Below are 14,816 nucleotides of genomic sequence, written 5' to 3' on the forward strand. Positions count from 1 at the left end.
ATTCGAGGCACGTTCGAGACGTTAACGCGCCGCGTGAGCTTTGCACAAGACTGGATTGATCGCTTCTTGAATATCCAAAAGTTATCTTGAGTACTAAGGCGACCGACGAGGCTGGGGAGGCGTGAGGCTGCGGTCTCGTGAGCGACCGAAGGGAGCGAGCGAGAGCACGGAAGTCGTAGCCCGCGCAGCGAACGGAGTGAGCGAGCAGGACCGTCTTCCGACGGTTGCGGTGCGGACGGGTGGACTCAAAGGGGCAGCCGCGAGGACGAAGCACGGCGACGCAAGCACCGCAAGGAGCGAGTGGAACGAGCGACTGAGGAGCGCAGCGAGCCGCGCGAGTCGTCGCGGCGGGGGCTTTGGAGGTGTTCACCGCGGAATTGTCGATCACGTATCGCCGAGCGGCTGGGGCTTTAGAGGTGTTCACCGCAGGTTGTCGATCACGACAGCCGAGGATCGCTTCGACGACGCCGGCGTCGTCACTCCGCGACTGATAAGCGAGAGAAGTCGATCGAGACCGCGTCGGGCTTACTTGCCCTGGCGGTCGTTGCCGGTGACGCTCGGGCGGGTCTTCTCCGTCCCCTTGCCGCGCGTGCGCTGGCCGCGGCCCTTGGTGCCGGCGGAGGTGAGCCCGCGGAAGGCGCGCCCGCGGTGGTCGTCGGACGTGATCCAGCCGAGATCGTCGTCGTTCTCGATCGCGGGGTGGGCGGGGTCCACCAGAATCACTTCGTGCCACTTCTGGGAGCCGTCCTCGCCGACCCAGTAGGAGTTGAGCACGCGGAGATTCCGGTACTTGCGGGAGGACCGCTCCTCCGAGATGCGCTGGATCGACTTGCGGCGCGAGAGCCGGTTGACACCCTGGCGCTTCGAGCGGCGGCCGGCCTTGTGGCGCTGCTTGCGCGAGCCGCCCTTGCGGACGCTCACGCGGGCGACGATGACGCCCTGCTTCGCCTTGTAGCCCAGCTCGCGGGCCTTGTCCAGACGAGTGGGACGCTCGATGCGCTCGATGGCGCCCTCGTCGCGCCACTCCTGTTTGCGCTGCCACTGCAGCTCTGCCAGTTTCCCCTCCTTGGGGGACCGCCACGCCTCCTTGATGTGCGAGTAGAAGCTTCGTGCCATATGTTGTCCGCGGACGGTTGCGATTCAGCCGCGAGGCGGCCACATGTCGTCTCGTCCCGGGGCTCGGCGTCGGCGTCGATAGCGACGCCGACGGCCGGTCCCGGCGGCGAGTGCCCGCTGTGTCCGCACCAGCGAGTTGCCCGTACTTCCCGCGGTTCGCCCTTAACCGCTTCGCTACGGCGTTCGCGTGCGGAGTGATGACACGCGGGGTGCTGGCAGGCAGAGCGATGGCCTGCAAACGGGACGGAGCGCGAGGTGATGGCCTGCGGACGGGACGGAGCGCGGCGGCCTATCCGTCGAGCCCCTGACGGGGACGCTCCGGCCGGAGACGGTCCGTCTCAGTTCGTGAACAGCCCGTCGACGATCGTCTCGATCAGCGCGTCCTCGACGCGCTCGGCGGCGGCGTCGCTGTCCGCGCCGATCGGGGCATTTCTCGCGCGCGCGGTGAAGACGAGGGCGACGAACAGGCCGTTGATCAGTTGGGGGTCGTCGTACCGGAACGACTCGGTCTCGGCCCACCGGCTTGCGTACGGGAGGTCAGAGTCGTGCGCGTGCGGGGCGATCGGTTTCCCGTCGTCCTCCACGGCGGCGATCCGGTCCTGCAGCTCGCGCAGCTCCCCGTCGACGATCAGCGTCGAGATGAGGGGGTTCGTCCGAACCTCCGCGAACAGCGTCGACAGGAACGCGCGCACCTCCTCCCGGGGCGTGTCGACCGCCCCGACAGCCGCCTCGATGCGCTCGTCGAGCTCCGCGCGCTCCGCGAGCAGCACCTCCACGTACAGCGCCTCCTTCGAGTCGAAGAACTGGTAGAACGTGCTCGTGCCGATCCCGACCGCCTCGGTGACATCTCTGATCCGCGTGCGATCGAACCCGAACTGCTCGAACAGCTCCCGGCCGGCCTCGATCAGCCGAGTTCGAATACGCTCCCGATCGCGGTCGGTGAAGCGGCTCATGAGTGTGGCGAGCAAACGGTGGTCGGCGAGCGGTTTGCGTCCATCGATCGCCGGTTCGGAATACAGAAACAAAATGTTTATTGATTCGTGAGCGTCAGGGACCCCATGGACTGGCCACGAGATTCGTCCGACGACGGACCGTCCGATCGACAGCGGCGGTGCTGCGGCGCGGCGCGCGATCCGACCCGGATCGCGCCGGTGCGCGGGAGCGCCGGCGCGCGACCCGTTCCCTCGGGGAGGGGGTCGGCGTGAGACGGACGCGGGTCCTCGCCGTGATCGCGGCCGCGCTGCTGGTAACGAGCGGGACCGTCGGGTTCGTCGCGGGCGCGGCGCCCGGCGGGACCGCCGCCCCGGACGGCTCGGCCGCGGCCCTCGACGGCGCGGCGCCGACCGACCCGACCGCGCGACCGCAGACCGGAGGACTCGTCCGCGGGTCGCCCGACCTGAGCGTGACCACGACTTCGCCGCGGGTCACGCCGGGCCGGACGAACGAGGTCACTCTTCAGGTCTCGAACAGCGGGGACATGGATCTCGGGACCGCACAGACGCGGGACATCGTCACCACCGCGCGAAACGTCCGCGTGACGGCCGAGGCGGACGACAACGCCCTCGACGTGGAGACCAGAACGGTCGCGATCGGCGCCGTCACCGAGAGCGCGCCCGGCGAGACGCCGATCGCCGTGACGGTGCCCGAGGGGGTCGAGGAGGGGACCTACGAGCTCGACGTAGAGCTGGAGTACTCGTACACCCACAAGCAGTCGAGCGGCGTCACCAACGACCGGGAGCGGACCGTCACCCGCGAGGTCAAACTCGAGGTCACCGACGACGCCCGCTTCCGGATCGTCAACGTGACGAGCGACGCGCAGGTCGGCGACGGAGGGACGCTCGAAGCCGAGATCGAGAACGTCGGCGCGAGCGCCGCACGCGACGCGGTCGTCTCGCTGGAGTCGTCGAGCGCCGGCCTCCGCTTCGGCGAGAGCACGTCCGACGCCGCGCGGATCGGCGAGCTGGACCCCGGTGAGACGACGACCCTCCCGTACGAGGTGACGTTCGCGCCCGACGCCCCCGTGCGGGAGTACGCCGTCAGCGGGTCCGTCCGGTTCGACACCACCGACGGGGTCCAGCGGGTCGACGAAGGGCTCGCGGCCGGCGTGACGCCGCTCGGCGAGCAGGCGTTCACCGTGAGCGACATCGAGTCCGACCTGCGCATCGGCGAGGACGGCGCGGTCTCGGGCACCGTGACCAACGACGGCCCGGTCGAGGCCCGGAGCGTCGTCGTCCGGTACGCCGGCGACGACCCGTCCCTGATCCCGATCGAACGGTCGACCGCGGTGGGCTCGCTCGGGTCGGGTGAGTCGACCGACTTCGAGATCCCCATGGCCGTCGGCGGCGAGGCCGAGGCCGGCCTGCGGTCGGTGGACCTGGCGGTCGGGTACCGCAACGACGAGGGCGAGCGACGGGTCGACGAGACGCTCGCGCTCGACGCGTCGGTCGCGCCCGAGCGCGACCGGTTCGGCGTCGAGGTCGCCAACCGCACCATCGAGTCGGGAGGGACCCGGACCGTCGACGTGGCCGTGACGAACAACCTCGACGAGACGGCCACCGACGTCGAGGCCCGGCTGTTCGCCGACGACCCGCTCGACGCCGGCGACACCGACAGCGGCTACGTCCAGTCGCTCGATCCCGGCGAGACCGCGACCATGACCCTCGAACTGACCACGACGGGCTCCGCGACGCCGGGCAGCACGTACCCGATCTCGCTCGACTTCCGGTACGACGACGCGGACGGCGACAGCCACTTGACCGACACCTACCGGGTCCCCATCGACGTCGTCGAGGCCGAGGGCGGCGGGCTGCCGCTCCCCCTGATCGTCGTCGTGCTCCTGATCGTCGGGACTGGCGGGCTCGTCGCGTACCGGAGGCGGCAGTAGCCGATGCCGCTCGGTGAGCAGATCGAGGCCGGGACGAGGCGGCTCAACGACGCGATCGTCGACAGTCCGCGGCGAGTCATCGTCGCGTTCCTCGTCTTGACCGTGGTGTTCACCGGCGGAATGGGCCTCGTCAGCACGGACACCGAGGCCACCGATTCGTTCACCGAAGGCCTCGACGAGCAGGAGGCGCTCGACGCCGTCAACCAGGAGTTCGAGGACCCGTTCGTGGCCGGCGACGAGTCCACGCAGGTGATCCACTCGGGGAGCAACGTCCTCACCAAGGAGGCGCTCGTCAGGAATCTCCGGGTCTTAGAGGAGGTCGAGTCGCGAGACGACCTCCGGGTGGCCTCGACGAACGGACCGGCCACGGTGGTCGCACAGGCGATCGATCCGTCGGCGACCACCGCGGCCGAACAGCGGCGCGTCTTGGAGTCGACGAGCGAGACCCGCGTCCGGCAGATCGTTCGTGACCTCTCCGAGAACCCCGGATTCACGAGGCCGCTGTCGACGGACTTCAACCCGACGAGCGCGAGCGCGTCGGCGTCGATTACGGTCGTCACACACGACGTGCCGGCGGGGTTCTCCGACGGCGACCTCCAGGAGATCCAGACGACGATCCGGACGATCACGGCGGACCATCCGGGGGAGATCACGGCGTTCGGGGCCGGCATCACGAACGCCGAGACAGCCAACGTCATCGGCGACTCGCTCACCATCGTGATGCCCGTCGTCGTGCTGTTGCTGCTGTTGTTTCTGATCGTCGCCTACCGCGACCCGATCGACCTCGCGCTCGGGCTGTTGTCGCTTCTGATGACCGTCATCTGGACGTTCGGGTTCCTCGGGTTCTCCGGAATCCCCTTCAACCAGCAGATGATCTCCGTCCCCGTCCTGTTGCTCGCGGTCGGGGTCGACTTCGGGATTCACATCATCAACCGCTACCGCGAGGAGACCGCCGAGGGGTACGAGGCCACGGAGGCGATGCGCGAGGCGAACAACCAGCTGATGATCGCGTTCGTCATCGTCACCGTGACCACCGTGTTCGGATTCGGCGCGAACGTGATATCCGACCTCACGCCGATCCGGAACATGGGGATCGCCTCGGCGATCGGGATCGTGTTCACCTTCCTGATCTTCGGGCTGTTCCTGCCGGCGGCGAAGCTGGTCGTCGACAGGCTGCGAGAGCGGTACGGGGTCCCCGAGTTCAACTCGGCCCCGATCTCCTCCGAGGACTCGGCGCTCGGGAAGCTCCTGACGTTCCCGGCGCAGATCAGCCGGTACGCGCCGATCGCGTTCGTAGTCGTGCTGCTCGTGACGGGCGGGATGGCCGCGGCGTACGGCAGCGGCGTCGACACCTCCTTCGAGACCGAGGACTTCCTCCCGCCCGAGGAGCAGCCGGACTACGTGACCGGGCTCCCCGAGCCGTTCGCGCCGAGCGAGTACACCGTCACCGAGACGCTGAACCTCCTCGAAGACCGCTTCTCGACCAATCAGGACCAAACGGTGAAGTTGTACGTCGAGGGGAACTTCGAGGAGGGCCACGCGCTTGAGGCCCTCGCGGACCCGAACGACGACCCGCCCGAGTCGCTCGCGGTCGGCGACGGCGGGGCCGCACGGCCGACCAGCATCGTGACGGTGATGCAGTCGCACGCCGACGAGAACCCGGAGTTCGCCGAGCTGGTCGCCCGCAACGACGTCGACGGCGACGGGATACCCGACCGCAACCTCGGCCGCGTGTACGACGCGCTGTTCGCCTCGTCGTCCGGCGACAGGGCCGAGCAGTACCTCACGCCGGATCGGCGGAGCGCGCAGATCGACTACTCGATCGACTCCGGGGCCTCGCAGGCCGAGGCCGCGGCCGACACTCGGGAGTTCGCCGAGGAGTTCCGGTACGAGACCACCGCCACCGGCCAGATCGTCGTCTTCGACGCGGTGACGGACATCATCTTCGACTCCGCGATCCAGGGGCTGATCCTCGCGATGGGACTGACGGGCCTGTTCCTCGTCGTCTCGTACGCCGTCTTGGAGGGCAAGCCGCTCCTCGGGATCGTGAACCTCTTTCCGATCCTGATCGCGATCGCGTTCCTGCTCGGAACGATGCGGTACCTCGAGATGTCGCTGAACGCGCTGACCGCGACGATCCTCTCCATCTCGATCGGGCTCGGAATCGCCTACTCGGTGCACGCGACCCACCGGTTCATCGACGAGTTCAACGCAGGCGCGGACGCCCACGAGTCGATGATCATCACGCTCTCTGGGACGGGCGGCGCCCTGCTCGGGAGCATGCTCACCACCTCGCTCGGGACGGGCGCGCTCGCGCTCGCCATCACGCCCGTCCTCGGGGACTTCGGTCTCCTGATGGCGCTGAGCGTGGTGTACTCCTTCGCGTTCACCGTGATCGCGCTCCCCCCCGCGGTGTTGTTGTGGGAGCGCTACCACGACGCGTTGCCCGGGATCGGGACGCCGCGACCGCAGTGAGGCGGCCGGGGCTCCGCCCCGCGCCGACGCGGTCGCGGCGTTCTCGCGGCGAACGCCGGGCGAGGACCCCGGCGACCCGCCCTCTCACCCGTTCATTCGTTCGCGAGAGGTGCCGATGACCGCCCAGAGCGCCAGCCAGACGAACAGGAAGGCGAACACGAGCCCCATCGGCGACAGCGATCGGAGCGGGCTCGTCAGCTCGACCAACGCCGGCAGCGAGAGCAGGAAGAGGACCGCCGCGGCGCCGCCGCCGACGAGACACTCCAGGAACCGGTAGAGCGCGTCAGCGTCGGGGGCCGCGCCCGCGATCCGGCGGCGGTACCCGTTCTCCCGCCCGCGGTTTGGTGTGGTCACACATACCACCATCGAATACTACATGATAAATAGTTATAAATCCGTCGCAGTTCGAGACGGACGGTCGGCATCGGGCCGCGCTCGTCGCTATTCGATATTCTTCGTGGAATATCCGAATAAGAACGCTCTTGTCGGTCCGGCGTCGACCGGCTCGGTATGCCCAAGATAAGCGTCGAGATCCCGGGCGAGCTGCTCGACGACCTCGACGAGCACGTCGGCGACGACGGGAAGTTCGTGAACCGCAGCGACGCCGTCCGCGCGTCGATCCGCAAGACGCTCGACGTGCTCGACGAGATCGACGCGCGCCACGATCGGCTCGACGACGAGTCGGCCGAGAGCGCCGCCGACCCCGCCGACCCCGCCGGAGGCGACGATGAGTGAGGCGACGGCGCGGCCGGGGGGCGACGGCCCGTTCGCGGCCGACCCGCTGGACCGCACCGCGGTGGCCGCGGTCGGCCTGATCACGCTGTTCGTCGTCGCCTTGGCCACCGCACAGCTCACCGCCGCGAAGGTGATCGCCTTACCGCTCCCGTTCGCGCTCCCGGTCGTCGGTCCCGAGATCACGCTGCCGGGCGCCGCGCTCGCGTACGCCCTGACGTTCCTCGCGTCCGACTGCTACGCCGAGCTGTACGGTCGCCGCGCCACGCAGGTGGTCGTCAACGTCGCGTTCGCCGCGAACTTCGTCGTGCTCGCGTTGGTCTGGTCCACCCTCGCCGCGCCCGGCGTCGACCCCGAGATCGCCGCCGCGTTCGACACCGCCCTCGGCCCCGCGGCCAACGTCGTCGCCGGGAGTCTGCTCGCGTACGTCGTGAGCCAGAACTGGGACGTGTTCGTCTTCCACGCGATCCGCGAGCGCACCGGCCGCGGCATGCTGTGGCTGCGCAACCTCGCGTCGACAGCCAGCAGTCAGGCCATCGACACCGCGATCTTCGTCGGCGTCGCGTTCTACGCCGCGCCGCTCCTCCTCGGCGGCGGGGACCCCCTCCAGCCGGGCGTCCTCCTCGCGCTCGGACTCGGCCAGTACATCCTCAAGCTCGCGATCGCTCTCCTCGACACCCCGATCGTCTACCTCGTCGTCGGCGCCGTTCGGGAGTAGCCCGGGTCGGGGCGCGTCGACGTTCGCTCGCTTTCTCAATCGACCGCGAGCGCTCGCGCGGGCGACGCCGGGAGGTCCGCGGGAACCCGCTCGAACGACCCGCCGGCGTCGCGGGTCCGGTAGAGCCCCTCGTCGTGCACAGCCCAGATCGTCCCGTCCGTCCGTCTGCTCGCGAGGACCGCCCGGTAGGTCCCCTCGCCGGTGGGGATTCCGCGGTCGTCGAGCCGTTCGAAGCGGAACCCGGAGTCGAACGCCGACCGCCGATAGAGGGACGCCTCGCCGCGGCGGTGCGCCGCTCTCGCCCCCGAGGCCGCGCTCACGAGCGCCGTCTCCGGGTCGCCGGGGTCGACCGCGAGCCCCCAGACGTACCCGTGATCGAGCCCGCGGTCGACGACGCGCCACGAGTCGCCCCGGTCGTCGCTCTCGGCGAATCCGTCGCCCGCGGCCGCGTACACCCGGTCCGGCGCGTCCGGGTGCGTCGCGAGCGCGTGGTTGTCGCGCCGAGAGCCCTCGGGCCGGTCCGTCCACGTCTCGCCCCCGTCGGGCGTGACGACCAGCGCGCCGGCCTCCACGCCCACGAACCACCGGTCCGGGTCGGCCGGACACGGCTCGATCCACCGGACGTGGTGGGTGTCGGGCCGGGGCGGGAACGACCACTCGGACGCCGAAGGAACGTCGTTCAGGCCGCCGATTCGCTCGACGGTGCGCCCGCCGTCCGTCGACCGGTACACCCGCGAGGGCTCCGTACCGACCCAGACGACGGCGGAGTCGTGGGGACTCGTCGCGACCGCGGTGACCGCCTCCGGCCCGGAGCCGTCGGGACCGAGCGTCTCGGCGGCGACGCGCTCGAAGGACTCCCCGCCGTCGGTCGAGCGGAACAGCCCCGAGTCGAACGTCCCGGCGAGCACTCGGGCGTCGGCAGGGTCCCCGGAGGCGGAGTCCTCGCCGCCCGAAACGACCGAGAGGCACTCGACCGCGCGGTCCGCCAGCCGGAGCGAGACCGATCCCGTCTCCGGGTCGACGATCCGGAGCCCGTCGTCGTAGGCCGCGTAGACGCGCGTGTCCATGGCCCGGCGTTCGACGCCCGGCGGCAAAAGCCTTCGACGGGCGCAAGAGACTTACCCGCCGCTCCCGTGCGAACTGTACGCATGGATCTCCGCGTGCAGGGGGATGTCCCCCCCGACCCGTTTCTCGGCGCCGCCGACCTGTTCGAGACCGAGTGCTCAATCGACGCACCGGTCCGCGTGAAGGTGCGCGAAGACCCCGACGAGCGGACGTGGGCCGGCCACTACGACGGCCACCACGTCCTGAACGTCTCGAAGCGCGCCGCCACCAGCGCGATGGCCCGCGAGCTGGCCGTCCACGAGCTCTCGCACATGGCCCGCCACGAGGAGGGCCACGCGTCTCACGTCCAGTCGACGGAGGAGGCCCTGTATCTGGGGCTCGCCGGCGAGCAGGTGGAGCGCCGCAAGCTCGCTCACTGTTACCAGATCGCAAACCACATGAAGGACATCTACGCCGACGACATCACGCTCTCGGTCGCGCCCGCGGACAAGCTCCTCGGCTTCCTCGAATCGACCCTCGCCGCCGCGGTCGCCGACCGCCCCGCGGTTTCCCGGGACGGCACCCCGCCGGTCACGGGCGGCGCGGACCCGGAGATCACCGCGGTCAACGCCGCGTTCGCGCTCGCCTTGGTCGAACGCCACGACATCGCCGGCCCGGACCACCGCATCTACGACCTCGCGCGCGCGGCCGGCAGCGACACCGACGCCGTCGACGTCGACGCGTTCAAGCGCCGGTTCCTCGAACTCGGCCCCGACCCCTCCGAGAGCGACTACCGGAAGGCGCTCGTCGCGGCCGCCCGCGCGTACGCCGTGTGAAAAACGCGATTACCGAATCCCCGACGGCCGATCAGGCCACCGCGGCCGCGATCTCCTCCTCGGTCAGGAACACGTCCTCGCCGGTCTCGGCGTCGAACAGGTGAATGTCCGCCTCCTCGAACACCACCCCGACCTCGTCGCCGGCCTCGGGCAGGACGTCCGGGGGCGACCGCGCGAGGAACTCCTCGGTGATCGCGAGGTGGACGTAGTTGTCGGAGCCGATCGGTTCGACGACCTCGACGGTCGAGGTGAGCGTCTCGTCGCCGGTCGGGTCCTCCACGATCCGAATGTTCTCGGGGCGGATACCGAGCGTGTAGGGAGCGTTCTCCAGCTCGTGACCGGCGACGTACTCGTCGCTGAGCTCGAACGCGAGTCCGGCGTCGTCGCCGCGGATCGTCGCCGACGAGCCGTCGGTCTCGACCGCAACGTCGATGAAGTTCATCGAGGGCGAGCCGATGAAGCCGGCGACGAACTCGTTGACCGGGTTCTCGTACACCTCGGTCGGCTTCCCGACCTGCTGGAGCGTCCCGTCGTTCAGTATCGCGAGGCGGTCGCCCATCGTCATCGCCTCCTCCTGATCGTGGGTGACGTACATCGCGGTGACGCCGAACTCCTTCTGGAGCTTCTGGATCTCCGCGCGCATCTCGGTGCGGAGCTTGGCGTCGAGGTTCGAGAGCGGCTCGTCGAACAGGAACACCTCGGGCTCGCGGGCGATGGCCCGTCCGAGGGCGACGCGCTGTTTCTGTCCGCCGGAGAGCTCGTCCGGCTTGTCGTCGAGTAAGTCTTCGATCCCCATCATCTCGGCCATCTCGGTCACGCGCTCGCGTCGCTCTTCCGCGGTCATATCGGTGCTCATCTTGAGCCCGAACGCCATGTTCCCAAGCACCGTCTTGTGGGGGTACAGCGCGTAGTTCTGGAACACCATCGCGACCGGGCGCTCCTTCGCGTGGACCTCGGTGACGTCCTCGCCGTCGAACCGAACGGCGCCCGACGTGGGCTCTTCCAGTCCCGCGACCATTCGGAGCGTGGTCGTCTTCCCGCACCCAGAGGGGCCGACGACGGTCACGAACTCACCGTCCTCGATCTCCAGATCGATGTCGTCGACGGCGACGATGGTCCCCCTGTCGAACTCCTTCCGGAGCGTGTCGAGCGTGACGTCCGCCATTCGTTGACGCAACTCGGACACCGGGACTAATAATCCTTCCTCATTTTTCCAAACTGTGACGAAATATGTATTCATACCTGTTTCACGAAGTTTCACATATAATATATAACGAACAGCGGTGTGCATCCCAAATACTAAACGTGTGAAAATATAATTCATCAATTGTTACCAACCATGGACGCGACACGTCGACGGGTACTCAAGACGATGGGCGGATCGACCGCGATCGCGGCGCTGGCGGGGTGTGTCAGCACCGGCGGAGACGGCTCGGACGACTCTGGCGGCTCCGACGGGGCAGGGGGCTCTGACGGGTCGAACGGCTCCGACGGGTCCGGCGGCTCCGACGGCGGAGCCGCGGGCAGTGCGATGGTGTGGGCCGACCTCACCGACGCCGAGGACGAGGACGTCGACGCGTACATCGCCGACTTCGAGGAGGAGACGGGCTACGCCATCGACAAGGAGGCGCCCGGCGGCGAGCTCGACCAACAGCTCGAAACGGCGATCCCGGCCGGCGACGGTCCTGACTCGTGGATCTGGGCGCACGACTGGGTGGGCCGGTTCGCGGTCCGCGAGGACCCGCCGTTCCTGTACGACGCGCGCGACGACGTCGACGTCTCGCTCGACGACTACACCGAGACCGCCCAGCAGGCGGCGCAGTTCGACGGCGGGCTCTACGGGCTGCCGTTCGCGTCCGAGACCGCCGCGCTGTACTACAACGCGGACATGGTCGAGGAGCCGCCGGAGACGCTGGCGGAGATGGTCTCGATCATGGAGGAGCACCACGATCCCGACAACGGCCAGTACGGCCTCTCCTTCCCGGGTATCGACCCGTATCAGGCGAGCGGCTTCATTCAGGCGTACGGCGGCGACCTCTTCGACGAGGAGAACCTGGAGGTCACCGTCGACAGCGACGCCTGTAAACGGGGGATGGACGCGCTCGAAACCCTCTACGAGTACATGCCCGCCGATCCGGGCTACGAGTCGCAGATCGTCGCGTTCGCGGACGGGCTCGCGCCGTTCGCGATCAACGGCCCGTGGGAGCTCGGCAACCTCCAGAGCGAGGTCGACGACCTCGGCGTCACGACGCTGCCGACCGTCGACGGCAACAACCCGCGGTCGTACTCCGGTGTCCAGCTGTTCTATTTCAGCGCGATGCTGGCCGACGCGGACCAGTCGACGGTCGACGCCGCGACCGGGCTCGCCGAGTGGTACACCACGAACCCGGAGATCATCCGGAGCAACGCCGAGTCGCAGGGGTACATCCCGGTCCTCGGCGAGGTCGTCGAAAGCGGCGACGTCGCGGACGAGGTTCAGGCGTTCGCCCAGCAGGTGGAACACGGCGTCCCGATGCCGAGCCACCCGGACATGGACAGCGTCTGGACGCCCGTGGAGGACGCGTTGGAGCGCGTCTTCAACGGCGATCAGGAGAGCGACGCCGCGCTCGACCAGGCCGCCTCCGAGATCCGGGAGGCGCTGTAGGCACCGACTCGGAGCCATGGCCTCTTCGCAAATCGGCACCGACGTCAGCGGGCTGTCGCGCCTCCGCGCAGCGCTGCCCTTCTCCAACCGCGACTGGGGGCTCCTGCTCGTCGCCCCCGGCGTGCTCCTCTTCTCCAGTTTCATGCTGTACCCGATCTTCTACCTCTTCTACATCTCGCTCACCGACGCGACGTTCGCCGGGTCGGTGATCGGGGGCGGCGCCGAGCTGATCGGGCTGGACAACTACGTCCAGCTAATCTACGACTCGCAGTTCTGGACGTCGATGACGACGACGTGGCTGTTCGTCGCCGTCTCGCTCGTGCTCAAGGTCTTCCTGGCGGTGGGGATCGCCCTCCTGTTGAACCACGTGCGCGTCGCCGGCAAGCGGTACATGCGCGCGGCGGTGATCGTCCCGCTCGGGTTCCCGGGCATCTTCACGATCACCGTCTGGCGCGGCATGTTCAGCGACGCGCGCTACGGCGTGTTCAACACGGTCTTGGGGCGGTACAACGAGTTCATGTCGTCGCTGTCGGCGCCCCCAGCCCTGCTCTTCGACGTGCCGATCGGCTTCCTCAGCGGGCGCTGGGAGGCGTTCTTCGCGTACGTCACCACCGAGGTGTGGCTGGCGTACCCGTTCATGGTGATCATCATCGTGAGCGCGTTACAGGACGTGCCCCGATCGCTCCACGAGGCCGCGATGGTCGACGGCGCGGGGGCGCTCCAGCGGTTCCGCACCGTGACGCTGCCCGCGATCAAGGGGCCGGTGCTGTTCGCGTCCATCCTCACGGCCGCGACCTCCTTCCAGCAGTTCCTGATCCCGTGGGTGTTCAATCAGGGCGGGCCGTCGCGACAGAACGAGCTGATCATCGTGTACGGCTACCGCGAGGCGATCACGTTCAACCAGTTCGGCCTGTCGGCCGCAATCCTGATCGTCGGCATCGCGTTCGTCGGGCTGTTCATGTACGCCGCCGTCCGTTACGGCGGCCTCGCCGAGGGGGTGGGTGACGAATGAGCGCGCTCGCCTCCCTCCTGGCGCTGGTCCGTGCAAAGCTGGTCGCGTTCGCGACCGCTCCGCGGCGGTTCGTCGTCATGATCCGGCGGGCGGTGTACGACGTTCGCACCGGGAAGCGCACCCCGTGGGACGTGACGAAGAGCGTCCTGATGACCCTGTTCGGGCTCGCGATGGTGTTCGTGTTACTGTTCCCGCTGTTCTGGATCACGACCGCGTCGCTCGCGGAAGGGACCCGGCTGTTCAACACGAGCGGGATCGTCCCGGACCCGGCGACGTACAACCTCGACGCGTACCGGTGGGTGATCTTCGAGTCCGACTTCTTCTTCGTCGACGGCGACTGGGGGTACCCCCAGCTCGTCATCGGCGGGGGAGGTGGACTCCTGCCGGTCAGCTTCCGGTGGGCCGGCACCGAGACCGGCCCCGGCGCGCTGTTCAACAGCCTCTACATCGTCAGCGTGACGCTCGTCGCCGGGTTCGGAATGATCGTCCCGGCCGCGTACGCCTTCTCGCGCCGCCGGTTCGTGGGACGCAAGCGCATCCTCTACGGTTACGTGCTGTTCACGCAGATCGGCGCCGGGCTGTCGATCGCGACGCTCGTGGCGCTGTACTCGCTGTTCAGCACCTACGGGCTCACGAACAACCTGTTCGTCCTCGGGCTGTTCTACGCCGCGTCGGCGATCCCGTTCAACACATGGCTGCTGAAGACGTACATGGACAACATCCCCATCTCCTACGAGGAGGCGGCGATGGTCGACGGCGCGAGCTTCCTCGACACGATCCGGGAGGTGATCCTCCCGCTGACGAAGCCGGGGCTCGCCGTCGTGCTCATCTTCGTCTGGCTCGCCGGCTGGAACGAGTTCATCATCGCGCAGACGCTGCTGCGCCCCGAGAACTACCCGCTCTCGGTGGAGCTGTACAACATCGCGACCGAGGGCCGGTTCTCGACGCCGTGGACGCGGTTCGCGGCGTTCGCAAACCTGTTCGCGCTCCCCGTCGCGATCGTCTACTTCGCGGCCCAGCGCTCCGTCGAAGACGGGCTGTCGTTCAGCGGAATGGAGGGATAGGCGGGGATCGACCCGGTTTCCCTTCGATCTTCGGTTTCTCGTTCTTCCGGTTTTTCGGACTTATAGGTCGCTAACGACGGATCGGCGGTTATCTCCTCCAAAGCCCCAGCCGCTCGCCAATACGTGATCGGTGACTCGCCGGTGAAGGCCTCCAAAGCCCCAGCCGCGAGGACTCGCGCGCTTTGCTGCGCTCCTCGGTCGCTCACTTCGTTCGCTCCCTGCGGTGCTTGCTGCAGCGTGCTTCGTCCTCGCGACTGCCCCTTTGAATCCCACCCCGACCGCACCGCAACC

Annotated in this window: 14 protein-coding genes; 9 read left to right on the forward strand and 5 right to left on the reverse strand. The window is 68.5% G+C overall.

Annotation, left to right across the window (positions count from 1 at the left end; all coding sequences use genetic code 11):
- Positions 1-525 precede the first annotated feature (525 nt).
- Positions 526-1,116 carry a 50S ribosomal protein L15e gene (locus tag ESO89_RS09805; protein WP_128905340.1) on the reverse strand — a complete coding sequence of 197 codons (591 nt, stop codon included), beginning with the start codon at positions 1,114-1,116 and terminating at the stop codon, positions 526-528.
- A gap of 338 nt (positions 1,117-1,454) precedes the next feature.
- A complete protein-coding gene (locus ESO89_RS09810; protein ID WP_128905341.1) occupies positions 1,455-2,069 on the reverse strand; it encodes a TetR/AcrR family transcriptional regulator in 615 nt (204 codons plus the stop codon).
- 105 nt (positions 2,070-2,174) lie between these two features.
- On the opposite strand from ESO89_RS09810, the gene ESO89_RS18780 reads away from it, so the two are divergent.
- From ESO89_RS18780 to ESO89_RS09820, 3 genes are read left to right on the forward strand one after another with little or no spacing between them, the layout of a single operon-like run.
- Positions 2,175-2,321, forward strand: a complete 147-nt coding sequence (locus tag ESO89_RS18780) for a hypothetical protein (protein WP_206731745.1) — start codon at positions 2,175-2,177, stop codon at positions 2,319-2,321.
- Positions 2,318-4,000 (forward strand): COG1361 S-layer family protein, encoded by a 1,683-nt coding sequence (locus ESO89_RS09815; RefSeq protein ID WP_241686186.1) that lies wholly within the window; start codon positions 2,318-2,320, stop codon positions 3,998-4,000. The genes ESO89_RS18780 and ESO89_RS09815 overlap by 4 nt, the downstream gene beginning before the upstream one ends.
- Before the next feature lie 3 nt (positions 4,001-4,003).
- Positions 4,004-6,475, forward strand: coding sequence for an efflux RND transporter permease subunit (locus ESO89_RS09820; RefSeq protein ID WP_128905342.1), 2,472 nt, complete (start codon positions 4,004-4,006; stop codon positions 6,473-6,475).
- 84 nt (positions 6,476-6,559) lie between these two features.
- On the opposite strand, the gene ESO89_RS09825 is transcribed toward ESO89_RS09820, so the two are convergent.
- Complete coding sequence (locus tag ESO89_RS09825) at positions 6,560-6,829, reverse strand: hypothetical protein (protein WP_128905343.1); 270 nt, start codon at positions 6,827-6,829, stop codon at positions 6,560-6,562.
- A gap of 156 nt (positions 6,830-6,985) precedes the next feature.
- Between ESO89_RS09825 and ESO89_RS09830 the strand changes: the two genes are divergently transcribed.
- Together ESO89_RS09830 and ESO89_RS09835 are read left to right on the forward strand one after the other, a co-directional pair.
- Positions 6,986-7,210: a ribbon-helix-helix domain-containing protein gene (locus tag ESO89_RS09830; protein ID WP_128905344.1), complete on the forward strand. Its 225-nt coding sequence runs from the start codon at positions 6,986-6,988 to the stop codon at positions 7,208-7,210.
- On the forward strand, positions 7,203-7,925 hold the full coding sequence (locus tag ESO89_RS09835; protein WP_128905345.1) for a queuosine precursor transporter: 723 nt from the start codon (positions 7,203-7,205) through the stop codon (positions 7,923-7,925). Before ESO89_RS09830 ends, ESO89_RS09835 begins: the two co-directional genes overlap by 8 nt.
- A 35-nt stretch (positions 7,926-7,960) precedes the next feature.
- Here the strand turns inward: ESO89_RS09835 and ESO89_RS09840 are convergent, their stop codons facing one another.
- A complete protein-coding gene (locus ESO89_RS09840) occupies positions 7,961-8,992 on the reverse strand; it encodes a WD40/YVTN/BNR-like repeat-containing protein (protein ID WP_128905346.1) in 1,032 nt (343 codons plus the stop codon).
- 81 nt (positions 8,993-9,073) lie between these two features.
- Between ESO89_RS09840 and ESO89_RS09845 the strand changes: the two genes are divergently transcribed.
- Positions 9,074-9,805, forward strand: a complete 732-nt coding sequence (locus tag ESO89_RS09845; protein ID WP_128905347.1) for a DUF5781 family protein — start codon at positions 9,074-9,076, stop codon at positions 9,803-9,805.
- A 31-nt stretch (positions 9,806-9,836) separates the two neighbouring features.
- Here the strand turns inward: ESO89_RS09845 and ESO89_RS09850 are convergent, their stop codons facing one another.
- Entirely contained in the window at positions 9,837-10,970 is a 1,134-nt protein-coding gene (locus ESO89_RS09850) for an ABC transporter ATP-binding protein (protein WP_128905348.1), read from the reverse strand.
- Between the two features lie 207 nt (positions 10,971-11,177).
- Between ESO89_RS09850 and ESO89_RS09855 the strand changes: the two genes are divergently transcribed.
- Genes ESO89_RS09855 through ESO89_RS09865 form a run of 3 tightly spaced genes read left to right on the forward strand, consistent with a single transcriptional unit; the run spans position 11,178 to position 14,525 of the window.
- Positions 11,178-12,449, forward strand: a complete 1,272-nt coding sequence (locus ESO89_RS09855) for an extracellular solute-binding protein (protein WP_128905408.1) — start codon at positions 11,178-11,180, stop codon at positions 12,447-12,449.
- 16 nt (positions 12,450-12,465) lie between these two features.
- The gene (locus ESO89_RS09860) at positions 12,466-13,461 is read left to right on the forward strand and encodes a carbohydrate ABC transporter permease (protein ID WP_128905349.1); all 996 of its coding nucleotides are present in this window, start codon (positions 12,466-12,468) and stop codon (positions 13,459-13,461) included.
- On the forward strand, positions 13,458-14,525 hold the full coding sequence (locus tag ESO89_RS09865) for a sugar ABC transporter permease (RefSeq protein WP_128905350.1): 1,068 nt from the start codon (positions 13,458-13,460) through the stop codon (positions 14,523-14,525). Before ESO89_RS09860 ends, ESO89_RS09865 begins: the two co-directional genes overlap by 4 nt.
- The last annotated feature ends 291 nt before the right edge of the window (positions 14,526-14,816 follow it).

The sequence above is a fragment of the Halorubrum amylolyticum genome, from assembly GCF_004114995.1.
Taxonomy (GTDB): Archaea; Halobacteriota; Halobacteria; order Halobacteriales; family Haloferacaceae; genus Halorubrum; species Halorubrum amylolyticum.